The 25,515-nt window shown below is 66.1% G+C and carries 22 protein-coding genes; 11 read left to right on the top strand and 11 right to left on the bottom strand.

The annotated features are described in order from the left end of the window. Positions 1–32 precede the first annotated feature (32 nt). The 3 genes from fdhD (at position 33) to ABUA37_RS02100 (ending at position 4,688) form a co-directional block, all read left to right on the top strand. Entirely contained in the window at positions 33–896 is an 864-nt protein-coding gene (gene fdhD, locus ABUA37_RS02110) for a formate dehydrogenase accessory sulfurtransferase FdhD (protein WP_349897460.1), read from the top strand. Then, positions 893–3,241: an FdhF/YdeP family oxidoreductase gene (locus ABUA37_RS02105; RefSeq protein ID WP_349897459.1), complete on the top strand. Its 2,349-nt coding sequence runs from the start codon at positions 893–895 to the stop codon at positions 3,239–3,241. The genes fdhD and ABUA37_RS02105 overlap by 4 nt, the downstream gene beginning before the upstream one ends. A gap of 169 nt (positions 3,242–3,410) precedes the next feature. Beyond that, positions 3,411–4,688 carry an L-lactate MFS transporter gene (locus ABUA37_RS02100; protein ID WP_349897458.1) on the top strand — a complete coding sequence of 426 codons (1,278 nt, stop codon included), beginning with the start codon at positions 3,411–3,413 and terminating at the stop codon, positions 4,686–4,688. Positions 4,689–4,765: 77 nt separating this feature from the next. Here the strand turns inward: ABUA37_RS02100 and ABUA37_RS02095 are convergent, their stop codons facing one another. The 4 genes from ABUA37_RS02095 to ABUA37_RS02080 are packed head-to-tail and all read right to left on the bottom strand — an operon-like array spanning position 4,766 to position 7,379. Continuing rightward, positions 4,766–5,962: a molybdopterin molybdotransferase MoeA gene (locus ABUA37_RS02095; RefSeq protein WP_349897457.1), complete on the bottom strand. Its 1,197-nt coding sequence runs from the start codon at positions 5,960–5,962 to the stop codon at positions 4,766–4,768. Next, a complete protein-coding gene (locus ABUA37_RS02090; protein ID WP_349897456.1) occupies positions 5,955–6,263 on the bottom strand; it encodes a DUF6457 domain-containing protein in 309 nt (102 codons plus the stop codon). The genes ABUA37_RS02095 and ABUA37_RS02090 overlap by 8 nt, the downstream gene beginning before the upstream one ends. Next, positions 6,260–6,898, bottom strand: coding sequence for a molybdenum cofactor guanylyltransferase (mobA, locus tag ABUA37_RS02085; protein ID WP_349897455.1), 639 nt, complete (start codon positions 6,896–6,898; stop codon positions 6,260–6,262). Before mobA ends, ABUA37_RS02090 begins: the two co-directional genes overlap by 4 nt. 37 nt (positions 6,899–6,935) lie before the next feature. Then, positions 6,936–7,379 (bottom strand): OsmC family peroxiredoxin, encoded by a 444-nt coding sequence (locus ABUA37_RS02080; protein WP_349897454.1) that lies wholly within the window; start codon positions 7,377–7,379, stop codon positions 6,936–6,938. 90 nt (positions 7,380–7,469) lie between these two features. On the opposite strand from ABUA37_RS02080, the gene ABUA37_RS02075 reads away from it, so the two are divergent. Next, positions 7,470–9,254, top strand: coding sequence for a molybdopterin-dependent oxidoreductase (locus ABUA37_RS02075; protein WP_349897453.1), 1,785 nt, complete (start codon positions 7,470–7,472; stop codon positions 9,252–9,254). Between the two features lie 116 nt (positions 9,255–9,370). Here the strand turns inward: ABUA37_RS02075 and acnA are convergent, their stop codons facing one another. Further along, positions 9,371–12,160, bottom strand: coding sequence for an aconitate hydratase AcnA (gene acnA, locus ABUA37_RS02070; protein ID WP_349897452.1), 2,790 nt, complete (start codon positions 12,158–12,160; stop codon positions 9,371–9,373). 156 nt (positions 12,161–12,316) lie between these two features. On the opposite strand from acnA, the gene pdhA reads away from it, so the two are divergent. The 3 genes from pdhA to ABUA37_RS02055 are packed head-to-tail and all read left to right on the top strand — an operon-like array spanning position 12,317 to position 15,799. Beyond that, entirely contained in the window at positions 12,317–13,438 is a 1,122-nt protein-coding gene (pdhA, locus tag ABUA37_RS02065) for a pyruvate dehydrogenase (acetyl-transferring) E1 component subunit alpha (RefSeq protein ID WP_349897451.1), read from the top strand. Continuing rightward, on the top strand, positions 13,435–14,481 hold the full coding sequence (locus ABUA37_RS02060; protein WP_349897450.1) for an alpha-ketoacid dehydrogenase subunit beta: 1,047 nt from the start codon (positions 13,435–13,437) through the stop codon (positions 14,479–14,481). Before pdhA ends, ABUA37_RS02060 begins: the two co-directional genes overlap by 4 nt. After that, positions 14,474–15,799: a dihydrolipoamide acetyltransferase family protein gene (locus ABUA37_RS02055; protein WP_349897449.1), complete on the top strand. Its 1,326-nt coding sequence runs from the start codon at positions 14,474–14,476 to the stop codon at positions 15,797–15,799. Before ABUA37_RS02060 ends, ABUA37_RS02055 begins: the two co-directional genes overlap by 8 nt. A gap of 21 nt (positions 15,800–15,820) precedes the next feature. On the opposite strand, the gene trhA is transcribed toward ABUA37_RS02055, so the two are convergent. After that, on the bottom strand, positions 15,821–16,564 hold the full coding sequence (gene trhA, locus ABUA37_RS02050; protein ID WP_349897448.1) for a PAQR family membrane homeostasis protein TrhA: 744 nt from the start codon (positions 16,562–16,564) through the stop codon (positions 15,821–15,823). A 72-nt stretch (positions 16,565–16,636) separates the two neighbouring features. Between trhA and ABUA37_RS02045 the strand changes: the two genes are divergently transcribed. The 4 genes from ABUA37_RS02045 (at position 16,637) to ABUA37_RS02030 (ending at position 21,014) form a co-directional block, all read left to right on the top strand. Beyond that, the gene (locus tag ABUA37_RS02045) at positions 16,637–17,422 is read left to right on the top strand and encodes an isoprenyl transferase (protein ID WP_349897447.1); all 786 of its coding nucleotides are present in this window, start codon (positions 16,637–16,639) and stop codon (positions 17,420–17,422) included. Positions 17,423–17,485: 63 nt separating this feature from the next. Beyond that, positions 17,486–18,604: an aminotransferase class V-fold PLP-dependent enzyme gene (locus ABUA37_RS02040; RefSeq protein ID WP_349897446.1), complete on the top strand. Its 1,119-nt coding sequence runs from the start codon at positions 17,486–17,488 to the stop codon at positions 18,602–18,604. Positions 18,605–18,785: 181 nt separating this feature from the next. Beyond that, on the top strand, positions 18,786–20,156 hold the full coding sequence (locus ABUA37_RS02035) for a PhoH family protein (RefSeq protein WP_349897445.1): 1,371 nt from the start codon (positions 18,786–18,788) through the stop codon (positions 20,154–20,156). An 81-nt stretch (positions 20,157–20,237) separates the two neighbouring features. Beyond that, positions 20,238–21,014, top strand: a complete 777-nt coding sequence (locus ABUA37_RS02030) for a hypothetical protein (protein ID WP_349897444.1) — start codon at positions 20,238–20,240, stop codon at positions 21,012–21,014. Positions 21,015–21,017: 3 nt separating this feature from the next. On the opposite strand, the gene ABUA37_RS02025 is transcribed toward ABUA37_RS02030, so the two are convergent. The 5 genes from ABUA37_RS02025 to xseA form a co-directional block, all read right to left on the bottom strand. Then, positions 21,018–22,463 (bottom strand): class II fumarate hydratase, encoded by a 1,446-nt coding sequence (locus ABUA37_RS02025; protein WP_349897443.1) that lies wholly within the window; start codon positions 22,461–22,463, stop codon positions 21,018–21,020. 62 nt (positions 22,464–22,525) lie between these two features. Next, the gene (locus ABUA37_RS02020) at positions 22,526–23,170 is read right to left on the bottom strand and encodes a carbonic anhydrase (RefSeq protein WP_349897442.1); all 645 of its coding nucleotides are present in this window, start codon (positions 23,168–23,170) and stop codon (positions 22,526–22,528) included. Positions 23,171–23,189: 19 nt separating this feature from the next. Continuing rightward, entirely contained in the window at positions 23,190–23,903 is a 714-nt protein-coding gene (locus ABUA37_RS02015) for a DUF4245 domain-containing protein (RefSeq protein WP_349897441.1), read from the bottom strand. 10 nt (positions 23,904–23,913) lie between these two features. Continuing rightward, positions 23,914–24,174 carry an exodeoxyribonuclease VII small subunit gene (locus ABUA37_RS02010; protein WP_349897440.1) on the bottom strand — a complete coding sequence of 87 codons (261 nt, stop codon included), beginning with the start codon at positions 24,172–24,174 and terminating at the stop codon, positions 23,914–23,916. 37 nt (positions 24,175–24,211) lie between these two features. After that, positions 24,212–25,423, bottom strand: a complete 1,212-nt coding sequence (gene xseA / locus ABUA37_RS02005) for an exodeoxyribonuclease VII large subunit (RefSeq protein WP_349897439.1) — start codon at positions 25,421–25,423, stop codon at positions 24,212–24,214. Positions 25,424–25,515 lie beyond the last annotated feature (92 nt).

The following is a 25,515-nucleotide window of genomic DNA, read 5'->3' as shown; positions in this document are numbered from 1 at the left end:
CGCTTAACGCGGCTAACTGATAGGCCTAGGGCGTGAGTAGAATCACGGCTCGACGAAGAGTCACCCGCATCAGTGTCGGCAACAGCTCTGTTCTCCAAGAGGACCAATTGGCGGTGGAAGAGCCGCTGGAGATCCGGGTTGGTGGCCGTTCACTCGCCATAACCATGCGCACGCCCGGCAATGACTACGACCTGGCCGCAGGATTCCTCGTGTCCGAGGGCGTCATCTCCAGGGCGGAGCACTTCGCGACGGTCAGGTATTGCGCCGGCGCCACCGTTGAGGGGCTGAACACCTACAACGTCCTCGACGTGACCCTCGGTCTCGGCGTGCGACCGCCCGATCCGAGTCTTGAGCGCTCCTTCTACACGACGAGTTCGTGCGGGCTGTGCGGCAAAGCCAGCATCGACGCGGTGCGAACGCAGTCGTCCTATGACGTGCGCGACGACGCACTGCGCATCGACGCCGAACTGCTCACCACCTTCCCGGAGCGATTGAGGGCCCAGCAGGCGGTGTTCGACAAGACCGGCGGATTGCACGCGGCAGCACTGTTCGACGGCACCACGGGCGAGTTGCTCGTCCTGCGCGAGGACGTGGGCCGTCACAATGCCGTCGACAAGGTCATCGGCTGGGCGGTCAAGGAAGATCTGCTGCCTCTCACGGGCACGGTGCTCATGGTGTCCGGGCGGGCGAGCTTCGAGCTGACGCAGAAAGCGATGATGGCCGGCATCCCGATGCTCGCGGCGGTGTCCGCACCGTCGTCGCTCGCGGCAGAGCTCGCGACAGAGCTCGGGATGACGCTCGTGGGCTTCCTTCGCGGGAACTCGATGGTGGTGTACTCCGGCGGCGAACGCGTCGTCGAAGCGGAAGCAAGGGTGAAAGAGGGAAGCGCAGCATGACAGGAAAAGCTCCCGTTGAGGACATCAACGAAGATGCCACCAAGATGGAGGTCGGAACGCCGAAGGTGTGGGCCGCGGGCGTACCGGGTGTGACGCATTCGATGGGCCCGGCTTTCAAGGAGATGGGTGTCGGCCGCAGCCTCACGCTGATGACCGACATGAACCAGAAAGACGGCTTCGACTGCATGAGTTGCGCGTGGCCGGATCCCGACCACCGCAAGACCTTCGAGTTCTGCGAGAACGGCGCGAAGGCCGTGACCTGGGAGGCGACGCCCGTCACGATTCCGACCTCCTTCTGGGCGGAGAACTCAGTCGCGAGCCTGTGGACCAAGTCCGAGTACTGGCTGGGCATGCAGGGTCGACTGATCGAGCCCGTCTACAAGCCGAAGGGCAAGGACAACTACGAGCCGATCAGCTGGGACGACGCATTCACGATCATCGGCGACAGGCTCAAGGCGCTCGCGAGCCCCGACGAGGCGACGTTCTACACGAGCGGGCGTACCGCGAACGAGACGGCATTCATCTACCAGTTGCTCGCCCGGTCGTTCGGCACCAACAACCTCCCCGACTGCTCGAACATGTGCCACGAGTCAACGGGTAAGGCCATGGGCCAGGTGATCGGCATCGGCAAGAACACCGTGGCATACAAGGACTTCGCGAAGGCCGACCTGATCATCATCATGGGCCAGAACCCCGGCACGAATCATCCGCGGATGCTGACCGCACTGGAGGAGGCGAAGGAGGCCGGCGCAGATATCGTCGCGGTCAACCCGCTCCTTGAGGCGGGCCTCATCCGCTACAAGAACCCGCAGAAGGTCAAGGGGATCATCGGGCACGGCACGGGTCTCGCCGATCAGTACCTGCAGATCCGCGCCGGCGGTGACGGCTGGCTGATGAAGGCGATCTCCAAGCGCGTCTTCGAGGCCGAGGCCGCGAACCCGGGCACCGTGCTCGACCACCGGTTCCTCGAGGAGCACTGCATGGGACTCGAGGAGTTCCGGGCGAGCCTTACGAACCTCGATCACGAGATGGTTCTGCGGGCGACGGGCCTCACGACCGAAGAGATCGACGAGCTGGCAGACCGCTACATCAAGGCAGACAACGTCATCATCACCTGGGCGATGGGACTGACCCAGCACAAAGACGCCGTCTCCATCATCAAAGAGGTCATGAACCTCCTGTTCCTGCGCGGCAACATCGGCAAGCCGGGTTCAGGCGCATCCCCGATCCGCGGGCACAGCAACGTGCAGGGCGACCGCACGATGGGAATCTGGGAGCAGATGCCTCCGGCATTCCTCGACGCCCTCCAGAAGGAGTTCAACTTCGATCCGCCGCGCGAGCACGGTGTCGACGCGGTTCAGGCGATCGAGGCGATGCTCTCGGGCAAGACCAAGGTCTGGATCGGCATGGGCGGAAACCTCGTGTCCGCGGTGTCGGACACGAGGGCCGCGGAGGCGGGCTTCCGCAAGCTCGGGCTGAACGTGCAGATCTCGACGAAGCTCAATCGCAACCACCTCACCGTGGGGGACGAAGCGCTCATCCTGCCGGTGCTCGGACGCACGGACATCGACATGCAGAAGTCCGGGCCGCAGATGCTCACCGTCGAGGATTCCGTCTGCGCGATCCACGCGACGCGCGGCAAGGTCAAGCCGATGTCTGACCTGATGAAGTCCGAGATCTCGGTCGTCGTGGGAATCGCACGCCAACTGGGCGGCGAGGTCGCGAAGATCAATTGGGCCGGGTTCGAGGAGAACTACGACACCATTCGCGACCACATCGAGCACGTCGTCAAGGGATTCGACAACTTCAACGAGCGCCTCAAGAGGGACAACGGGTTCATCCTGCCTCACGGTCCTCGCGATTCGCGCACCTTCACGACGCCGACGGGCAAGGCGATGATCACGGTCAACGAGCTCGAATACATCGTGTGCCCGCCCGGGCGACTGCTGCTGCAGTCCATGCGAGCCCACGACCAGTTCAACACCACGATCTACAGCCTGGATGACCGCTACCGCGGGATCAAGAAGAGCCGCAAGGTCATCTTCGTGCACCCGGAAGACCTTGCGGTGCTCGGCGTGGAGGATGGCGACATCGTTGACGTGCACAGTGAGTTCACCGACAACGTGGATCGCGTCATCCGCAACTTCAAGGTCGTCGCGTTCCCCACGTCCCGTGGCTGCGCGGCGACGTACTTCCCCGAGGGAAATCCGCTCGTCCCGCTCGGATTCACGGCAGACGGAAGCAATACGCCGGCATCCAAGTCCGTGGTGATCCGATTTGAGCCGCCAGAGAATCCGAGCGACGAACTCGCCGATCTCGTGACGGGCGCGACCGTGAGCGTATAGGAGCACAGGGAGGTTCACCCGGCCGGTGCCCGTGTACCGGCTGGGCAGGCCGCCCTCCTGTCCGGGATCGCGACCAGTATCGAGAAAAATAAGGAGAAGTATGTCGCAATCAGCTACCCATGGCGTAGCCGGAGTGTCACACAGCCCTACTCGAGGTCGATGGTGGATCGTGATCGCAGCGCTGTTGCTGCAGTTCTCGATCGGTGCCGTCTACGCGTGGAGTGTGTTCAGCTCGGCGCTCAAAGCGCAGGAGGGCGTGCCCGTCCACGGAATGAACCTCACCAACCCTGAGGCATCACTTCCGTTCACCGTGACCATCGGAATGATCTTCATCGGCAGCTATCTGGGTGGACGCATCCAGGACAAGGTGGGCCCGCGACCCGTCGCACTGACGGGTGGAATTATCTACGCGGTCGGCTGCATCCTGGCATCCTTCGCAACGTCCCACGACAGCTCACAGCTGTGGTTGCTCATTCTGGGCTATGGGGTGATCAGCGGTTTCGGCCTCGGCTTCGCGTACATCGTTCCCATCGCGATGCTGCAGAAGTGGTTCCCGGATCACCGCGGTCTCATCACGGGGCTCGCGGTAGCGGGGTTCGGATTCGGCGCTGTTATCACTGCACCCGTTGCGCAATGGCTCATTGCGATGACTCCAACCGAGCCCAACCGTGCGTTCCTGCCTCTCGGCATCGGATACCTCGTGCTCGCCCTCGTTGGCGCGTCGTTCTTCCGCAATCCGCCAGCAGGGTACACGGTGCCCGGATGGGTGCCCGCAACCAGTGGGCGCATTAGGGACAGTGCAAAGCAGTTCACCGAGGGTGAAGCGCTGCGCAGCTACCAGTGGTACCTGCTGGCAGCGATCCTGACCCTGAACGTCACCGTCGGTATCGCGCTGATCGCGCAGGCCTCTTCGAGTGCCATAGATATCGCCGGATACTCCGTCGCCGGTGCTGCGGCTCTGGTTGGTGTGCTCGCGCTGTTCAATGGTGGTGGTCGAATCTTCTGGGCGTGGGTCTCGGGATTCACGGGGCGCATGGTCGCCTTCGGCCTGATGCTGGGCCTCCAGGGTGTGTGTCTGCTGATCATCCCTCACGCCAGCAATAGCGCGCTGTTCTTCATCCTCGCGGCAGTGATCTACCTCTGTTACGGCGGCGGATTCGGCACGATGCCAGCGACGGCGGGTGACTTCTTCGGCGTCAAGCACGCGGGCGCCATCTACGGCCTGATGATCATCGGTTGGAGCCTCGGTGGGATCATCGGCCCGCCCATCATCGCGGCACTCATTGGTGACGAGAAGAACTACACGCTGGGCTACACCGTCATCGGAATCATCGCGCTCGTGTCGCTCATCCTGCCGGTGATCACGCGGATGCCGAAGCCGAAGGTTGACGCGGTCCGCACCGTGCCGGCCAGCGACGACGCCGTCGCGATCGGTGACAACGCCTAGGGTCGATCGAGGATCGTTCTCAGCAATTGAGCACGGGGGAGCGGCACCACGACGACGTGGTGCCGCTCTTTCTCGTTCTAGCGAGGGATCGGATGCCAGGGCAGCGGGAGTACGGGCACCGTCTCGCCCGCGGCCGCACCGGCCCCGGGGGCCACGAGCACGCCGTCGGCCTCCGCGAGGCCGCGGAGCATGCCGGACCCGAACCACTGGCTGGTCTGCGCGACGCCATCCTGCAGTTGATACGGGAGCAGCCTGCTGAGACCCGATCGACCGCGCAGTCCACTCGCGGTGACGACCGTGCCGAGCGTGGGTTCCATGCCACCGGCGAGCCCGGCGAGAAGCGGTCGAACCAGCGTGAGTACACCCATCATCGCGGCGAGTGGATTGCCGGGAAGGCCCACCACGAATCGCCCGTCGGGTAGAACGGCGAGCAGGCTCGGCCCGCCCGGGCGCATCGCCACCCCGCCGATCAGGATTCGCGCCTCGAGCTGCTGCAGCGCCGCGTGGAGGTGGTCGACATCCGAGGTGCCGGTGCCGCCCGTTGTGATGATGACCTGCACATCCGAGAGCCTCTCGATCGCCGCGACGAGCAAGCCGAGCTCATCCGGCAGCCGAGTGCTGGAGGTGACCTCGCCGCCGAGCATCGCTACGCACGCGGGCAGCTGCGGCCCGAAGGTGTCGCGCACGTGCCCTGCGGCGGGTATGCCGTGCTCGACCACCTCGTTTCCGGTGAGCACCAGGCCGACCGCGGGCGTCGGCAGCACGAGTAACTCGTCGTGACCGCACACGGCGGCAACGGCGATGTGCGCCGGGTTCAGCGCGGTGCCGGCGCGCACGACCGTGTCGGACATCGCGACCTCTTCGCCGGCTGGACGCACGTTTTCGCGGTCGGTGGGCTCGTCGTTTCGAGCCCTGTCATTGCGATCGAGCAGCGCGCCGTCATCCGTCACCGTGCCATGCTCGCTGCGCAGGATGCCGTCGGTGCCCTCAGGAACGAGGCCGCCGGTCACGATGGGCCTCGCCTCGCCGTGCGCCAAGCTGTCGCTGCTCACCAGACGCCACGGTGCGGCGCCGGACACGGCCCAGCCGTCCATCGCAGAGGACGGGTAGTGCGGCACCTCGCAGCGAGCCACGATGTCGCTCGCCGCCGTCCTGCCGATGGCCGCGCTGAGCGGAACCGCGACGGCAGGCAGCGCCGCCGCCGCGAGGAAGGCCTCGTGGCGCGCGGTGTCCCAGTCCGGCCGCTCGAGGTGCGGCCGGTGGCTGCTAGTCATCGGTCTTCGCGGCGTTCATGGCCTCGCGAGCAAGTTCGAACCCGACGTCGGCAGCCGCGGTGAAGGCATCCTCAGCGCTCGCCCTGCCGGACCCGACAGCGACTCCGGCGGCGTATCCGACGATGAACGTCGTGAGCGGGGCCGCCGGGCGCATCACGCCGTGAGCCGCGCGACCCGCGAGCCCGAGCACGGTCTTCAGGTCGACCTCGAGCTCGGGAACGCCGGTGCCTTCCGCGACCTTCCTGCACCACTCGCGCAGTGCCTCGTCTTCCTGGGCGCGGGTCTCTTCTTCAGTGCTCACTGCCACTCCTTTGTATTGCTGTCACCGGTATCCGGATGCTCTATGCCCCAGTCTGCGGCATCGGCCCAGGTGTCGACGTCCGACGTCGCACGGTCGGGAATCTGAAGCTCCAGCAGCGTCAGCTCGCGAATGAGCTGGAACATCGACAGGCCGCTGAGGGATCCCGCGCGACGCTGGCGCTCGACGGCCAGCAGCAGCGACGCCGTGCGGTACGCGGCTGCGAGGGGCTGCAGCCGGTGCTCTGGGTCGACGGCGATGACACCATCGACAGCGCTGCTATCGGCCGCACCATGGACCGCACGCAGCAGCAGCGGCACCACGTCCACCACGCCCGGCATGTCGCAGGCAAGCACGATGGTGAAATCCGAGCCGGATGCCCCGCTGGAGGAAAGTGTGTCAAGTCCAGCACCGACGCCGGCTGCGGGCCCTCCGAATGGCGGATCCTCGCGGCAGACGAGAACGTCGGTCGGGAGCGCCTGCGAGGCAACGCCGCCGACAACGACGGTACGAAGCTCCGACACTGCCGAGACCGTGTTCTGGAGAAGGCTCTGCCCCCGATAGCTCAGTGACGCCTTGGGAATCGAATCCAGCCGCATCGACCGGCCACCGGCGAGGATGAGCGCGTCGACAAGCACGGTGCCACTCTATCTACGGTGCTTGTCGGCGACTCGCTCAGCTGCCGACGTAGCTTGCCTCGACGGTGATGGATGCGCCAGCGAAGAGGCGAGAGATCGGGCAGAGCGCGGCGGCCTCGTCCACGAGGGTCTGGAAGCCGGCAGCATCCGTCCCGGGGACATCACCCTTGACGGTGATTGCCGCGGAGACGATCGTGGGCTTGCCGTCGGCCTCGGCGAGCGTCACGGTCGAACCGACCGTGAGCGTCGTCGGCGTCAGCTTGTGATTGCCCAGCGTGAGGGCCAGCGCCATCGAGAAACACGAGGAGTGTGCCGCCGCAGCGAGCTCCTCCGGGCTCGTCTTGCCGCCCGGCTGCTCCGTGCGCGAGGCCCAGGTGACGGGCAGTCCGTCGAGGGCGCCACTCGTGCCATGGAGGGTTCCCGAACCGCTGGCCAGTGCTCCGGTCCAGACCGTTTCTACCGTGCGTTCTGCGATGCTCATAGCGCTCTCCTCGAGTCGATTGTGCTTTAAGAGTAGCACCGCCCTTTTTATTAGTTGGAGTTGGGCTAATGCCATTGCTAGGCTCGCGATATGGACCACACACCGAGTGACGACCAGCTATTTCCGGCGCCAGACAAGGGCTATTCCGGAGTAACGACCAGTTTTCGCAGCGAGCTCGATGCGAGACGACACGAGAAGGTCGGGGACGACTGGGCCGGTGGCGTTGCACCGCAGTATGGCGTCGCGCCGCGCATCCGCATCGGTCGTAATAAGTGGTTCAACCTGCTCTGGCTGATCCCCATCGGCGTTGTGCTTCTAATCATCGGCGTCGCCGTGGCCAAGGGCCTGCGCGAGATCCCGTCGGTGCAGGACTTCATGACCACGTATCCGGGTCAGTCAAAGCTTCCGGATGGCGCGCCTGTCGGCTTCCCCGCCTGGCTCGGCTGGCAGCACTTCCTCAACGCCTTCCTGATGATCTTCATCATCCGCTCCGGCGTGACGATCCTCGCCGACCACCCGAGGCTCTACCTCACCAGGCACTCGACGCCGGGCAAAGACTGGTTCCGCATGCAGAAGCCGGTGCCGGCAGACCCGCTGTACACGGCCAAGAACGACTCGCTCACCCTGCCCGACGGCGTCGGCCTCCCGGGCCGCCGCCACTCGATCGGCCTCGCCCGCTGGTGGCACCTCGGCATCGACACCCTGTGGCTCGCCAACGGCATCATCTTCTTCGTGCTCATCTTCACGACGGGGCAGTGGATGCGGCTGGTTCCGTTCAGCTGGGACGTCATCCCGAACGCGATCTCGGTCGCCATCCAGTACCTGTCTCTGGACTGGCCTCTCGAGACGGGCTGGGTCAACTACAACAGCCTGCAGCTCATCGCCTACTTCATCACGGTGTTCATCGCCGCACCGCTCGCGCTCATCACCGGGCTCGGTATGTCGCCGGCCCTGTCCACGCGATTCCGTCGCATCAGCTCGGTGTTCAGCATCCAGGTGGCGCGCTCGTTCCACTTCGCCGTGCTCTGCTGGTTCGTGGTCTTCATCATCATGCACGTCACCCTGGTCCTCACGACGGGAGCGCTGCGCAACCTGAACCACATGTTCGCGAGCCGCGACGACGAGAGCTGGGTCGGCTTCTGGATCTTCGCTCTCTCGCTCGCGGTGATGATCGTCGCCTGGGTCGCCGCGACCCCGTTGACGTACCGTTACCCGCGCAAGGTGCAGAAGGTCGGCTACGCGCTCATCGGACCGGCCCAGCGCCTGTTCGAGCACCTCGACGCCAAGCCGGGCCAGTACAGCGAGAAGGACATCTCGCCGTACTTCTGGCACAACGGTGCATACCCCGCCGACGACGAGTTCGAGAAGCTGCGCGCTGACAACTTCGCCAGCTACCGGCTGCGCATCAACGGCCTGGTTGAGAACCCGGTCGAGCTCGACCTCGCGCAGCTGCGATCGCTCGCGCACCACGAGCAGATCACGCAGCACTTCTGCATCCAGGGCTGGTCTGGTATCGCCAAGTGGGGCGGCGTCTCGATGTCGACCATCCTCGACCTCGTCAAGCCAGACCCGAAGGCCAAGTGGGTGATCTTCTACTCCTACGCTCCTGGCCCCGATGGCGGTCTCTACTACGACGCACATCCGATCGAGCAGATGAGTTACCCGCTCACGATGCTCGCCTACGAGATGAACGACGAAGACCTCTCCTTCGGTCACGGTGCCCCGTTGAGGCTGCGCAACGAGGTTCAGCTCGGTTTCAAGATGGTCAAGTGGATCAAGGGAGTCGAGTTCGTCGAGCACTTCTCCGAGGTCGGCGCCGGCCACGGTGGCTACAACAACGACCACGAGTTCTTCGGATACCGCCAGTCGATCTGATCCACCCTGTACCGGGCCCGCGCCTCTTCCAAGCTGCACAGCGCGCGGGCCCGGTTCGGTGGCGTCTGGTCTCAGTAGCCTTCGGCGCGGCTTCCGCACGAGCGAGCGTGTCGCTCTCAGGCCGCCAATAGCTGCCTGAGAACGTACTGCAGGATGCCGCCGTGCTGGAAGTAGGCCGCCTCCGCCGGGGTATCCACGCGCACCGTCGCGTCGAAGCTGCCGTTCTCGTCGCCGCGCTGCCAGCTGACCGTGGCGCGTTCGGGCACACGCTCTGCACCCGCGAGCCCCGTGATCGAGAACACTTCCTCGCCCGTCAGTCCGAGGCTCTCCGCCGTGTCGCCGCCCGTGAACTGCAGGGGCAACACACCCATCCCGATCAGATTCGAACGGTGGATGCGCTCGAACGACTCCGCGAGCACAGCCTTCACCCCGAGGAGCAGGGTTCCCTTCGCCGCCCAGTCGCGTGAGGAGCCCGAGCCGTATTCCTTGCCAGCGATGACGATGAGCGGAACGCCGTCGGCGATGTACTTCTCGGACGCGTCGAAAATGCTCAGCTGCTCGCCGTCGGGGAAGTGCCGGGTGACACCGCCCTCGACGCCGGGCACGAGTGCATTGCGCAGGCGGATGTTGGCGAAGGTGCCGCGGATCATGACCTCGTGGTTGCCGCGCCTCGAACCGTAGGAGTTGAAGTCGCCCGGCTGGACGCCCTGCTCGATCAGCCACCGTCCGGCGGGGGAGTCGCGCTTGATGTTGCCGGCGGGGGAGATGTGGTCGGTCGTGACCGAGTCCCCGAGCAGCGCGAGTACGCGCGCATCCGTGATGTCGCGCAGTGCTTCGGGTTCCCTCGGCATCCCGTCGAAGTACGGCGGTCGGCGCACGTAGGTCGAGGTGTCGTCCCACGCGAACATGTCCGCCGTCGGAATCTCGAGGCTCCTCCAGTTGTCGTCGCCGTCGAAGACGTTGGCGTACCCGGTCGAGAACATTTCGGCCTGCACGACGCTGCCGACGACATCCTCTACCTCTTGCGGGCTGGGCCAGATGTCACGCAGGAAGACGTCCTGCCCGTCGCTGCCCGTGCCGATGGGATCGGTCAGAAGATCGGTGTTCATCGTGCCGGCGAGGGCGTAGGCGATCACGAGCGGCGGGGAGGCGAGGAAGTTCATCTGCGTCTCGGGGTGGATGCGGCCCTCGAAGTTGCGGTTGCCCGAGAGCACCGCGCTCACGTTAAGGTGGTTGTCGTTCACCGCCGTGGCGACCTCGGGGATGAGCGGACCGGAGTTTCCGATGCAGGTCGTGCATCCGTAGCCGACGAGGTCGAAACCGAGCTGGTTCAGGAAGGGCGTGAGTCCCGCCTTCTCGTAGTAGTCGGTGACGACACGAGAGCCCGGCGCGAGCGAGGTCTTCACCCAGGGCTTGGAACTCAGGCCGAGCTCGACGGCCTTCTTCGCCATGAGACCGGCGCCGATCATCACCGAGGGATTGGACGTGTTGGTGCACGAGGTGATTGCGGCGATGACGACGTGGCCGTTGTCGACATCGCTCGCCTCGCCATTCGGGAACGTCACCGAGACCGGGTCGGAAAGCCAGGGCACCTCCTCCTGCCTGCCGGTGCGGTCAATCGGCGCCTCGCTTGCCCCGACCTTGCCGAAGGCGATCGGGTCGCTCGCGGGGAACGATTCAGCGGATGCCTCGTCGAGGCCGATGAGTTCCTCCGGCGCCCGCGAACCCTCGGTCAGAATCGCGCCGACGACCTTGCGCGCCTTGCGGAGCGGAATCCGGTCCTGTGGTCGCTTCGGTCCCGCTATCGAGGGCTCCACCGTGGACAGGTCGAAGTCGATGGTCTGCGAATAGTCGGCCTCGTGATCGGGGTCGTGCCAGATGCCCTGCTCCTTCGCGTAGGCCTCGACGAGGCGCACCTGCTTCTCGGGCCTTCCGGTGAGACGCAGGTAGTCGAGAGTCACGTCGTCGATGGGGAAGATCGCGCAGGTGGAGCCGTATTCCGGGCTCATATTGCCGAGGGTCGCGCGGTTGGCGAGCGGGATGTTGGCGACTCCCGGCCCGTAGAACTCGACGAATTTGCCGACGACTCCGGTCTGGCGCAGCACCTGGGCCACGGTGAGCACGAGGTCGGTCGCGGTGGCTCCCTCGGGCAGCTGCCCCCTGAGCTTGAATCCGAGCACGGGCGGCACGAGCATGCTCATCGGCTGGCCGAGCATCGCCGCCTCAGCCTCGATGCCGCCGACGCCCCAGCCGAGAACGCCGAGCCCGTTGACCATGGGGGTGTGCGAGTCGGTGCCGACGAGGGTGTCGGGGTAGGCCTGCACCGCACCGCCCCGCTCGCGAGTGAAGACGACGCGCGAGAGGTACTCCAGGTTCACCTGGTGACAGATGCCGGTGTCCGGCGGAACGACGAGGAAGTCATCGAAGGCTTGCTGCGCCCAGCGCAGCAACTGGTAGCGCTCCTGGTTGCGCTGGAACTCGAGATTCGCGTTGATTCTGAAGGCGTCCGAGCTGCCGAAGGCATCGGCGACGACCGAGTGATCGATGACAAGTTCAGAGGGGATGAGCGGGTTGATCTTCTGCGGATCACCGTCGAAGGAGGCCATGGCATCCCGCATCGCCACGAGGTCGACCACGCAGGGCACACCCGTGAAGTCCTGCAGCAGCACGCGGGCTGGCGTGTACTGGATCTCGGCGCCGTGGTCGGCCGCCGGGTCCCAGTCCGCAATCGCGCGCACCTGCTCCGCGGTGACGAGGGTGCCGTCCTCATTGCGCAGGAGGTTTTCCAGCAGCACTTTGAGGCTGTATGGCAGTCGCTCGGAGCCGGGCACCGCATCCAGTCGGTAGATCTCGTAGTCGGTGTCGTCGACCGAGAGCGTGCTTCGTGCGCCGAATGAGTTAGTCATAGCAGACCTCCATTGGTCCGCCTGCCGGTGCTCCCACCGCGGGCGGGTCGTCACTTACATGCTCGCCCCACGTAGACGGGGTGTCAACGCGTCACCAGTGCCGCGAGTGGGGGAATAGGCTTGACTCACAACGGTCTGTCGAAAGTGAGGCCCGTCATGGCGGACATAACCCGTCCCAGAACACAGCGTCCGAAAACCGGACAAAGGACAAACCGCAAGGGTGCGGAGGAAGCGTCCCGAGACGCATCCGCGCACACCGATTCGCCGGAGTTGCTGCGGGGCTACTACGAGCAGATGTCTCTCGTTCGCGAATTCGAGCTTCGCGCCAGTGAGATGTACGCGCGCGCGAAGATCGGCGGCTATTGCCACCTGAATCTCGGCGAAGAGGCCACGGTTGTCGGTCTCAGCGCGGCACTCCAGCCGCAGGACTACCTGTACACGACCTACCGCGATCACGGCTACGCGCTGCTTCGCGGTATGGAGCCGGGACCGGTCATGGCCGAACTCTTCGGCAAGTCAGATGGCGTCGTCGGTGGTAGGGGCGGCTCCATGCACATGTTCGACTCCGAGCTGCGGATGATGGGCGGATACGGCATCGTCGGCGGCCAGATCCCGCCGGCAACAGGCGCAGCGTTCGCCATCCAGTACCGCAGTGAGGCCGGCCCGGACTCCGAGGCCGTGATGTGCATCCTGGGCGACGGCACGACCAACATCGGTGCGTTCCACGAGTCGCTCAACCTGGCCGGCATCTGGAACCTGCCCATCGTCTACGTCATCGTGAACAACAAGCTCGGCATGGGCACGACCGTCGAGGCGGCCTCCGCGGAGCCCGACCTCTATAAGCGTGGCAGCGCCTACCGCATCCCGGGCGAGCGCGTGAACGGTGACGACCCGATCGCGGTGCGCGATGGCGCCCTGCGCGCCCTCAAGCGCGCGCGGGAAGAGCGGCAGCCGATGCTGCTCGAGGCCACGAGCTTCCGCCTCCGCGGCCACTCGGTGGTCGACCCGGCCCGATACCGCTCCAAGGAAGACACCGCGGTGGCGCAGAGCAACGACCCGCTACCCGCGTTCCGCAACCAGCTCATCGCGAGCAAGGTGCTCACTGAAGACGAGGCCGAGAAGATCCACGCGGCCGCGGACAAGACGGTGACGGATGCGGTGAACTTCGCCGATGCGAGCCCGTCGCCCTCCGTCGACACCCTCTTCGATCACGTTTACGCGACACCTGTGGCCAATGAGCCCCGCGCACTTCCAGGAGAACCAGTGATGCAGTCATGAGCGACAACCAGCCGCAGTCGCGCGTTATCAGCTACCGCCAGGCCCTCAACGAGACGCTTCGCGCCGAGCTGACCCGCGACGAGAACGTCTATCTCGTCGGTGAAGAGATCGGCATCTTCGAGGGTTCGTACAAGATCACGGCCGGGCTCCTCGCGGACTTCGGACCGAAGCGCGTTGTCGACGCTCCGATTGCCGAGGAGGGCTTCGTCGGCACCGCGATCGGTTCGGCGATGCTCGGGCTCCGTCCCGTGGTCGAGATCATGACGATCAACTTCAGCCTTATCGCCATCGACCAGATCGTGAATCATGCGGCCAAGATGCACGCGATGTTCGGCGGACAGGTCAAGGTGCCGCTCGTCATCCGCATGCCGGGTGGTGGCGGGCAGCAACTGGCCGCGACCCACTCGCAGAACCTCGAGGTCTGGTACGCCCACATCCCGGGACTCAAGGTCGTCGCGCCAGCGACGCCGGCGGATGCTAAGGCGCTGCTGGCGGCTGCCATCCGCGACGACGACCCCGTCATCTTCCTCGAGAACCTGGGCCTCTACAACGTCAAGGGCGAGGTTCCGGATGGCGACCAGGTTGCCGAGATCGGCAAGGCGGCAATCGTCAAGCCGGGTTCCGATCTCACCCTGATCAGCTACTCGCGCGGTGTCGTCACCGCGCTCGAAGTCGCGGGCAAGCTCGAGGAGGAGGGCATCTCGGTCGAGGTCGTCGACCTCCGCACCCTGCGCCCGCTCGACCGCGAGACCTTTGTGGCCTCGGTGCGCAAGACCAGCCGCGCGGTCATCTTCGAAGACGACCTGCTCAGCTACGGCATCGGTGCGGAGATCGCGGCCACGATCGGTGAGGGCGCTTTCGACTTCCTCGACGCGCCCGTGCGCCGGGTGGCCGCGGCCGAGGTGCCACTGCCCTACGCGAAGCCGCTTGAGCTGGCAGCGATGCCGGATGCCGCGGCGCTCACGCGGGTCATCCACGAGGTACTCGACGGATCGGGATTCACGAGTAGCGCCACGAACAACAAGGGAGCCAGCAATGTCTGAGGTGATTATGCCCCGTCTCTCCGACACGATGGAGGAGGGGGAACTCGCCAAGTGGCTTAAGAATGTCGGCGATAAGGTCACGAAGGGCGAGAGCCTCGCCGAGATCGAGACCGACAAGGCCACGATGGATCTCGAGGCCTTCGAAGACGGCGTCCTCGAGCAGCAGCTGGTGGCCGAGGGCACGATCGTGCCCATTGGGCAGCCCGTGGCCGTGATCGGCGATGGCAGTGGCGCGAGCGCAGCACCGGCCTCACCGGCACCGGCCGCAGTAGCCGCGGAGCCCGCCAAGGAGTCCGCAGAGCTCGGCGTGCCCGTGAGCGACGCTTCCTCCGCCGCTGCGCCCGCCGCCGCTGCACCCGCCGCCGCGCAGGCACCGGCACCCGCCGCTGCCGCGGCACAGCAGCGCCCGTCGAGCTCCGACGACGCACTGCGCGCATCCCCTCTCGCCCGCAAGGTCGCTCGCGACCACGGCATCGACCTCGCCTCTGTCATCGGCAGCGGCCCCCAGGGCCGTGTCGTGCGAGCGGATGTCGAGGCGGCCATCGCGGGAGCTCCGGCACCAGCGCAGTCGGCATCAGCGCCGCAGGCATCCGCCCCGCAGGCTCCCGCAGCAGCGCCGGCACCGTTCAGCGCGGAGGACGAAGAGGTCGCGGTCAGCAAGATCCGTCTCGTGGCCGCGCGCAGGCTCACCGAGAGCCAGGCAGTGCCTCACTTCTTCCTCACGAGCGTCGTCGACGTCGAGCAGCTGCTGGCCTTCCGCAAGGAGGTCAACACCTCGCTCGAGTCGCAGGGCGTCAAGGTGAGCGTCAACGACCTGCTGGTGCGCGCGGCGGCACTCGCCCTGCGCCAGCACCCGGATGCCAACTCATCCTGGGCAGGCGACAAGCTGCTTCGGCACGGCCACGTCAACATCGGAATCGCGGTGGCGACGCCCACCGGGCTGCTCGTTCCCGTGGTCGCCGATGCCGACCGCAAATCGCTCGGCGAGATCGCGGCAGAGACCGTGGCACTCGCGGGCAAGGCGCGCGAGGGCAAGCTCAAGCTCAACGAGATGAGCGGCGGAACCTTCAGCATCTCGAACCTCGGCATGTTCGGTATCGACCAATTCACCGCCGTGATCAACCCTCCCGAGGCCGCGATCCTCGCCGTCGGCGCAGCGAGCCCCGTGCCCGTGCTCCGTGACGGCGCGCTCGTCGACGTGCCGAAGCTCAAGATCACGCTTACGGTCGACCACCGGGTGATGGATGGTGCGGTGGCTGCGGCGTTCCTGCGCGACCTCGTCGGCATCCTGGAGCAGCCGCTGCGCATCGTTCTGTAGGGCTCAGCCGGACGTCAGAGTTCAGCCGAGCACTGGTGGCGCGATGGCGACGAGCAGGATCGCGACCCAGTGGCAGAGGAACGCCAGCAGGGTCAGGCTGTGGAAGATCTCGTGGAAGCCGAACCTGCCCGGGAACGGGTTCGGCCGCTTCATCCCGTAGATGACCGCACCGATCGTGTAGCAGAGCCCGCCGACCAGGATGAGCGTCATCATGACGGCGTTGGCCGCGAAGAAGTCGCCGATGAAGATGAGCGCGCCGTAGCCGAGCAGCAGGTAGAGCGGCACGTACAGCCAGCGTGGTGCGCCAATCCAGAAGACGCGGAAGGCGATGCCGAGGCCCGCGCCCACCCAGACGATCCAGAGCAACAGCACCGACTTGTCGTGCGGCAGTGCGAGCACCGTGATGGGTGTGTACGAGCCAGCGATCAGCAGAAAGATGTTCGCGTGGTCGAGGCGCTTGAGCGTGCGCTTCGTGCGGTCACTCCAGTTGAAGCGGTGGTACAGCGCGGAAATTCCGAACAGCAGCAGCGACGACACCACGAAGACCGCACAACTGACCTTCGCGGCGGCGCCGTCGGCCGCGGTGAGCAGCACGATTCCAAGCACGATGGCGACGGGAAAGGTCGCGGCGTGAATCCAGCCGCGCCAGGTGGGCTTCGCGTCGACCGTGCTCGGACTGTGGTCGACTTCGTCCTGAACGAGCGGCAGGTGCGGCAGCGGCTCCGCCGATTCCGCGCCCGTGGGCTGCGGCGAGGGTGGCGTCATGTCGCCAGCCTACGACAGCATCACCGCAGGTCGGCTGGGAACGGGGCGCGAGGAGTGGACTAGCGTTAGCCTGTGCAGAAACGGCAGGTTCCCCTGGGTCGAGGCATCCTCTACGGGGTATATCAGAACCGCATCCGTCGTTGGCTGACGACGCAGGACCTTCCGAAGCACGTCGCGATGATCCTCGACGGCAACCGGCGCTGGGCACGGCAGAACGCCCTCGCGACCACCGCCTACGGACACCGCGCGGGCGCCGCCAAGTTCCGCGAGTTTCTCGTCTGGTGCGACGACCTCGGTATCTCGGTCACGACCCTGTACCTGTTGTCGACGGACAACCTCACCGGGCGCCAGTCCGAGGAGCTCGATCAGCTGTACGAGATCATCGCCGATCTCGCCGAGGAGCTTTCGCACTTCCGCAACTGGCGAGTGCAACACGTCGGCTCGACCGAGGGCCTTCCCGAGCCGCTCGTGGCGGCCCTCGTCGCGGCGCAGAAGCGCACGGCCTCGAACACGGGAATGCACATCAATTTGGCCGTCGGCTACGGCGGCCGGTGGGAAATAGCGGATGCGATGCGCAGCATCGTGCGCACCCACGCGAGCGCCGGCGGCACGCTCGACGCGCTCGCCGAGATCCTCACCCCGGAACTCATCGGCGAGCACCTGTATACCGGTGGGCAGCCGGACCCCGACCTCGTCATCCGCACCTCTGGTGAGCAGCGGCTGAGCGACTTCATGCTGTGGCAGAGCGCACACAGCGAGTTCTACTTTGTTGAGGCCCTGGGGCCCGACCTGCGCGAGGTCGACTTCCTTCGAGCGCTGCGCGATTACGCGACGCGTCAGCGACGCTTCGGGCAGTGAATCGGGCCGCGCCCCCTCACCGGGGGCGTGCGGAGTCGTGATGACTGGCACAATGGTGTCCTCATGAAAAGCATCGAAGACTTCATCGCCGGTTTCGACGAGGAACCGGGTTACCTCGACTTCGCCTCCATCGGACCGCTCGGCCGCGTCGTGGCGCAGGAGGAGCAGGCGCAGTTAGAACTGCTGAGCCGCGCCAGGTTCGGCAGCTTCGGCAGTCTGCACGCGCAGGACGAGCGAGTGCGCGAGGCCGTGGGTGCCTTGACTGGCTTTCGCCCCGATCAGGTCTCGTTCCAGCCCAACACGAGCATGGGACTCATGCACGCGATGTTCGGCATCACCGGCGGGGTGCTGCTCTCACCCGCCGAGTTTCCGAGCCTGACCTTCGCCGTCGATCGCGCATCCGCGGCCCTCGGTGTACTCGCAACGAAGTGGCTGGAGACCGACTACGGACGCGTGACACCCTCCGTGGTGAAGGAGCAGCTTGACTCGAGCGTCACCGCGGTTGCCGTGAGCCTCGTCGACTTCCGCACCGGTTACCTCGCCGATATCGACGGCATCCGCCAGGTGATCGGTGATCGGCTGCTCATCGTCGACGCCATTCAGGGCTTCGGCGTCGTCGATGCGCCGTACCAGGTGGCGGATGTCGTCGTTTCGGGCGGCCAGAAGTGGGCGAGGGCCGGATGGGGCACGGGCTTTCTCGCACTCAGCGACCGCGCGGCCGATGCGCTCACGCCGGTCATGACCGGCTGGATGGCAGACGACGACCTTCCGCTCGACGAGATCCGCCCCGTGGGCAGGGGAGCGGGCGCCTTCCGCGTGAGCAACCCCAGCCCCATCGCTGAGGCCAGGCTCGCCGCCTCCCTCGAAGATCTCGCCTCCGTCGGGGTTTCAGAGGTCAACCGCGTTGTCGCCGAGAAGGTCAGTCGGATGATCGACCTCGCCGACGAGTTCGGTGTGCCGGTTTCCTCCTCCCGCGCCGAGAACGAGCGCGCCGGCATCGTCATCGTGCAGCCGCCCGCCGATCAGCTGACGGTGCTGACCGCGTCCCTGCACAACCACGGCGTCACCGCGACGACCAGGCAGGGGAGTGTGCGGCTGAGCGCGCACGCGACGACGAACGACGAGACGTTCGACATGCTGCGGTCGAGCTTCATGAGCTTCGCGAGTGCGATCAGCGCCTGACATCCGGGTGACGAAACGCCGCACGTGGCGTGTCGGAACGGGCAGGGCGCTCGAGGCGACATAGCGTCTGAGTCATCGGGCATGGCGCTCGATCCGGGCGGCCACGTAAGTTCGTCTCGGTGGGGTTACTGGCCGTTCGTGCGACTGGAACCGAGTGCGAAGCGCTCGGGGAGGAGTGCAAATGGCCCCCGTGGAGAACACCAGAGAAAACACTCGACGGAAGGCCGGTCCGGCCTCCTCGACGACGTCCTCAGTCAGGCAGACCGAGCGCACCTATGTGCTCGATACCTCGGTGCTGCTGTCTGATCCGAAGGCGATGTTCCGCTTCGACGAGCACGCCGTCGTGCTGCCCGTCATCGTCGTCACCGAACTCGAGAGCAAACGCAACGACCCGGAGATCGGCTACTTCGCACGTCAGGCGCTCCGCAACCTCGACGAGCTTCGTGTGCAGCACGAACGGCTCGACTTTCCGATCTCGGTCGGCGAGGGCGGTTCGCTGCGGGTGGAACTCAACCACTCCAACCTCTCGGTGCTCCCCTCCGGCCTCCAGCTGGGCGATAACGACTCCCGCATCCTTGCGGTGGCACTAAACCTGTCGAACGACGGTCTGGATGTCGTAGTGGTCTCCAAGGACCTCCCGCTGCGCGTGAAGGCCGCCTCGATCGGTCTCGCCGCGGAGGAATACCGCGCCGAGCTCGCCGTGGATTCCGGCTGGACCGGAATGTCCGAGATCGATCTCGGCTCGGAGCAGATGGCCGAGCTCTATGACAGCGGGCACCTGTCGTCGCGGCTCGTGGGCGACCTGCCGGTGAACACCGGTCTCGTCATCCACTCGGATCGCGGTTCTGCTCTCGGACGAGTGACCGAGCGCGGTCGCCTCGACCTTGTTCGCGGCGATCGTGAGGTCTTCGGCCTGCACGGGCGGTCGGCCGAGCAGCGACTGGCGATTGATCTGCTGCTCGACCCGGAGATCGGCATCGTCTCACTCGGCGGTCGCGCGGGCACGGGCAAGTCCGCGCTCGCGCTGTGCGCCGGACTCGAAGCGGTTCTGGAGAAGCAGCAGCATCGCAAGATCATGGTGTTCCGGCCGCTCTACGCGGTCGGCGGGCAGGAACTCGGCTTCCTCCCCGGGGACTCGGCCGAGAAGATGAACCCCTGGGCCCAGGCGGTCTTCGACACGCTTGGCTCTGTCGTCTCTCAGAACGTGCTCGACGAGGTGCTCGAACGGGGACTGCTCGAGGTGCTGCCGCTCACCCACATCCGTGGTCGCTCACTGCACGATGCCTTCGTGATCGTGGACGAGGCGCAGTCGCTGGAGCGCAACGTGCTGCTGACGGTCCTGAGCCGCATCGGGCAGAACTCTCGCGTCGTGCTCACCCACGACGTTGCGCAGCGGGACAACCTGCGGGTCGGCCGTCACGATGGCGTGGCCTCGGTGATCGAGACGCTCAAGGGACACTCGCTGTTCGGCCACGTCACATTGACCCGATCCGAGCGCAGTGCCATTGCCGCCCTCGTCACGGAGATGCTGGAGTCAAACGAAGTGGCCTGATCGTCGTTCAGTTACGTAACAAAAACGCGACAGGAGCGCAATCAGTCCGAACCTCACCGGGGGACACCGTAGGGTCGAAAGGTGAATCCTCTCCTCCTCGTCATCGCGGGCGGTCTGGCGATCCTGACGATCTGGGGATTCATCTCTCCCCGCGGTCAGTGGCGCGTTCTTGGTGCGTGGACGAGGCGCGAGCCGTACGCGAATGAACCGGGTGCCGGTCTCGTCGCCATCCAGCGGATCGTCGCGGGTATCGCGATCATTGTGCTGGGCACCACGGGCTGGTCGATGTACAGCACCTACGTCGACAGCCAACCGACACCGCCACCGCCGCCCGGACCGGTCGAGCAAATGTGGGGCGCGCCGGCACCGAAGGTCGTGAACCGAGTGTTCACGCCGCTCGAGAGCCCACCCGCCGGTCTCGTGAACGAGAAAGTGCTCGGCTACCAGCCGGTCAACGGCACTTCCAGGGATCCGCAGTACCTGTTCAGCCTCGATCATCTGATCGTCAAGGATGCTTCGCAGGGAATCGGGTACCTCGGGCACGCGCCGCAGGCGGGGCTCACGGCTCTCGATACCGCCGATCTCGTTGTCGAGGTGCGTGGCGACAGCGCCTGCATTCCGCAGCAGGTCGTCGTCGACGAGGGTGACGACGTCGTGCGAGTTGCCGTGTACTACGGCCAGCCGAATCCTTCAGACGGTTCCAACGCCGTCAACCTCGCCCACTGTTCCGCGAACCCGAAGGCGGACAAAGCGCGCACGGTGCTCGTGCCGATCGACCTCGCGGAGACTCTCGGCGACCGCAAGGTGGTCACCTTCGATGGCTCGAAGAAGATCCCCGTCGTCCCGCTGAAGAGGTAACGCCTACCGCCTCAGCCGGCGCTCTTCTCGGGCCCGACCGGGGTGTGTCATCGAGAGCACGTCGAGCGCGCTGTCGAGCTGTTCGAGCGTCACCTCACCGCGCTCCACGAAGCCGAGGTCGATGACCGAGTCGCGCACCGTGATGCTCTTGGCCACGGCGTTCTTCACGACTTTCGCCGCCGCCTCGTATCCGATCACGCGGTTGAGTGGCGTGACGATGGAGGGGGAGGACTCGGCGAGGGCGCGAGCGCGCTCGACGTTGGCCTGCAGGCCGTCGATGGTCTTGTCGGCGAGCAGGCGGCTCGAGTTCGTGAGCAGCCGCACCGATTCGAGCAGCGCGGTTCCCATCACGGGGATGGCAACGTTGAGCTCGAACGCTCCGGATGCCCCGGACCACGCGATCGTGGCGTCATTGCCGATGACTCGAGCGCTCACCATGAGCACGGCCTCCGGAATGACGGGGTTCACCTTGCCGGGCATGATCGAGGAGCCCGGCTGCAGGTCGGGGATGTGCAGTTCGGCGAGTCCGGCATTCGGGCCGGAGCCCATCCAGCGCAGGTCGTTGCAAATCTTCGTAAGACTCACCGCGATGACGCGAAGGGCGCCGGATGCCTCGACCAGGGCGTCACGCGCACCCTGCGCCTCGAAGTGGTTGACCGCCTCGGTGACCGGCAGCCCGCTGTCTTCGGCGAGCAGCGCGATGACCTTCTGGGGGAACCCGGCGGGGGTGTTGATGCCCGTGCCCACCGCGGTGCCGCCGAGGGGAACCTCGGCCACCCGGGGGAGCGCGGCCTGCACGCGCTCGATGCCGAGCCGGATCTGCCTCGCGTAGCCGCCGAACTCCTGGCCGAGCGTGACTGGCGTGGCATCCATGAGGTGCGTGCGTCCCGCCTTGACCACCGTCTTCCACAGCTCGGCCTTGGCCTCGAGCGATTCGGCAAGGTGCTCGAGCGCCGGAATCAGGTCGTGCAGCAGTGCTCCCGTGACCGCGACGTGAACCGAGGTCGGGAACACGTCGTTCGACGACTGCGAGGCGTTCACGTGGTCGTTCGGGTGAATCGGCTGCCCGGCGATCTCGCTGCCGAGCGTCGCGAGCACCTCGTTCATGTTCATGTTCGAGGAGGTGCCGCTGCCGGTCTGGTAGGTGTCGATCGGGAACTGATCGTGGTGCCTGCCCGCGATCAACTGGTCTGCGGCGCCGACCACGGCATCCACGATCTTCTGGTCGAGGATGCCGAGTTCGCCATTGACGATGGCCGCCGCGCGCTTGATGCGTGCGAGAGCCACGATCTGGGCGGCCTCGAGCCCCGAGCCCGAGATCGGGAAGTTCTCGACCGCACGCTGCGTCTGAGCGCCGTACAGCGCCAAGGCGGGGACGCGCACCTCGCCCATGGTGTCGTGTTCGATGCGGTACTCGGGGCTCGTGGACTCGGTCACTTCTTCAGGCATCCTTGCTCTCGTGTGTGAATGGGGTCGTGCGACGTGACTCGTGCGAGCACGTCGGGCGTGCGTCAGACCTGGCCGACGACGGTTTCCCTGATGGCGCGACCCTCGGCCAGGCGGTAGCTCGCTCCCACGATAGCCAGCGTACCCGCGGCGACCGCGTCGCTGATGATCTCGGAGCGTTCGAGCAGCTGCGCGATCGTGTTGTCGAGGTGCTGGCGCCCGACCTCGGAGGCATCAAGCTCGGTCTCGCCCTCGTGCTTGTCGTGCACGGTGCGAACGGCCGGGACAATCTGCTCGACGAGGGAGTTGATGTGCGGGGGCAGCGGAGTCGCATCCGGGGCTTCGGAGTCGATCGCGGCACGCACGGCACCGCAGCCCTCGTGGCGAAGCACGATGAGCAGGGGCACGCCCAGGATCGCGACCCCGTATTCGATCGAGCCGAGCGAGGACTCGGTGACGACGTGGCCGGCGTTGCGCACGACGAACAGGTCGCCGATGCCCTTGTCGAAGATGATCTCGGCGGTGACGCGCGAATCGCTGCAGCCGAAGAGTACGGCGTGCGGTTCCTGCAGGGTGAGCAGTTCGGCCCTGCGCTCGGAGTCCTGTCGCGGATGGCGCGGAGCTCCCGTGATGAACCGCTCGTTGCCGCGGGTCATCTCGTCCCATGCGGTTGCGGGGGTGAGGGGTGCTTCGGTGCCAGTTCCGTTCATCTGCGTATCCATCTCTTCTCTAGTTGTTGGCGTCATTCTTGAGCTGTGTGGCGAGTGCCTCCGCGAGGGTGTGGAACTCGGAATCATCTGCAGAGCCGTGCAGCACGAAGCTGCTCTTGCCCCGCGTTGCCGTCATCGAGTAGGCGTAGTCGTCGGAATCCTTGCCGGCCTGTGCGCTCGCCGAGCGGCGGTCGTAGGTCGTCCACTCGATGCCGTCGATCGTCTGTCTGCCCGTGGGTCTGGTGCCGTTGACCTGGTTCGAAATCCAGCTCGGATTCGCCTTCACACCCTGCACGAGGCCGATGTACTGGGGCGTGGGCGTGATGAATCCGATGGTCCAGCTGAGCACGCCATCCGGGCCCTTGCGCAGTCGCGCGGAATTCGCGCTCCAGTCCTTGGGCAGCGTCGGGCTCGCGAGCGGCTCGGAGACCGTGGGCTGCGCATCCGCGGCGACCTTCTGATAGTCGACGCGCGGTGCAGAGTCGGTGGATGGACGCACAACCACGAGCACGAGGAAGAGCACGATCGCAAGCGAGGCCGCGAGGGCGAGCACGAGGTTGAAAAGCGTCTGGTTCGCGCGGTGCTTGCGCGAGTTCTCCGCCTTTCGAGCGGCGGTCTCCTCCGGCGTCTCGGGACGGCCGAGTTCGGCGACGATGCGCTGCTGGGTGAGCTGGGGTATCTGCGTGGGCCGGGCGTTGTGCCCGGGCTGGGAGTTGTGAGGGGAGGTGTTCATTCTGCGCGGACTAGTCGTCCCCGGCCGCGGCGCCGCCATTCGAGGCGCTGCCGGATGCGCTGCGCGCGGCATCGAGGCGCGCGCGGGCGCCGATGAGCCATTCCTCGCAGCGCTGGGCGAGCGCTTCGCCGCGTTCCCAGAGGGCGAGCGACTGCTCGAGCGTGGAGGAGCCCTGTTCCAGCTCGCCGACGACGCGCACGAGTTCGTCGCGCGCCTGCTCGTAGCTCAGTGCCGCGACGTCTGAGTTGCCGGGTTCCGGGGAGTCTTTCACGACCCCATTCTATCGAGCCGGGATACGGCCACCTGGGCTAAGCGTCGACGGTGGTGGAAACCTTGCCGTCGGCGAGCGTGAGGAGGAGGAGCGTACCGGGCGTGGCATCCTTTTCGTTCCTCAGCACGGAGCCGTTAGGCAGCTGCGCGATGGAATACCCGCGGTCGAGGGTGCGCTGCGGCGAGAGCGCCCGCAGTTCGGATCGCAGCTCGCCAACGCGGCGATGCGAGCGCTCGAGCGCGAGTTCGATGAGTTCCGTGCCGCGGCCGACGTAGCGTGACAGTTCCTCGGCGCGCGAGTCGACGAGCCAGGCGGAACTCGCCAGCACGGGGCGTGAGCGCAACTGCTCGAGTCGCTCGACCTCGTGCGAGACCAGGGTAGTGATCCTGCGACGCATCACGGCCTTGGCCTGCTGGGTGCGATCGAGTTCCTCGGCCACATCGGGCACCACGCGTTTCGCCGCGTCGGTGGGAGTAGACGCTCGCAGGTCGGCGACGTCGTCGAGCAGCGGTCGGTCGGCCTCGTGGCCGATCGCGCTGATGATGGGCGTGACGCAGGCCGCCGCCGTGCGCACGAGCGACTCGTCGCTGAAGACGAGTAGGTTCTGGAAGTCTCCGCCGCCGCGGGCGACGATGATCACGTCGACCTCCGGGTCCGCGTCGAGACGCAGCAGCGCCGCCGTCACCTCGGCCGCCGCTCGATCGCCCTGCACCGCGGCGTGGGCGACGCGGAACTGCACCGCCGGCCAGCGCAACTGGGCGTTGCGCAGCACGTCTTTTTCGGCATCCGAATCTTTGCCGGTGACGAGACCGATGCAGGCCGGCAGGAACGGCAGTGGTTTCTTGCGCGCCACATCGAAGAGCCCCTCGGCGCGGAGAGTCTGCCGAAGGCGCTCGAGCCGCTCGAGCAGGTCGCCGAGCCCGACGTGACGCATCTCGAACACCTGCATGGTGAGCGTGCCGCCCTTGACCCAGTAGTTGGGCTTCACGAGCGCGACGACCCGGTCGCCCTGCTTGAGGTCGTCTGGCAGCTTCGCCCTCACGGACGACCACACAGTGAACCCGACCGTGGCGTCTGCGGCGAGATCCCGGAGCTTGCCGTACACGTTGCCGCCGGACACACCCCACTGCGTGATCTCGCCCTCCACCCAGACGCTGCCGAGGCGATCGATCCAGCCCTTGATCTTCTGGGAGAGCAGCGCAACCGGCCAGGGCGCATCGACGGTGGACGGGGCGTCGATGATCGTCATGGATTCAGGCTACGGGATGGCGCCCACAGCGGTGCGTCGCGCGCGGGGGGCAGCCGCGCATCTGCGGCTGTGGAGGAGCCTCGCTCCCAGAC

This window comes from Parafrigoribacterium soli (assembly GCF_040227235.1).
Lineage (GTDB): Bacteria > Actinomycetota > Actinomycetes > Actinomycetales > Microbacteriaceae > Parafrigoribacterium_A > Parafrigoribacterium_A soli.
This window is presented reverse-complemented; position numbering and strand designations above follow the sequence as displayed.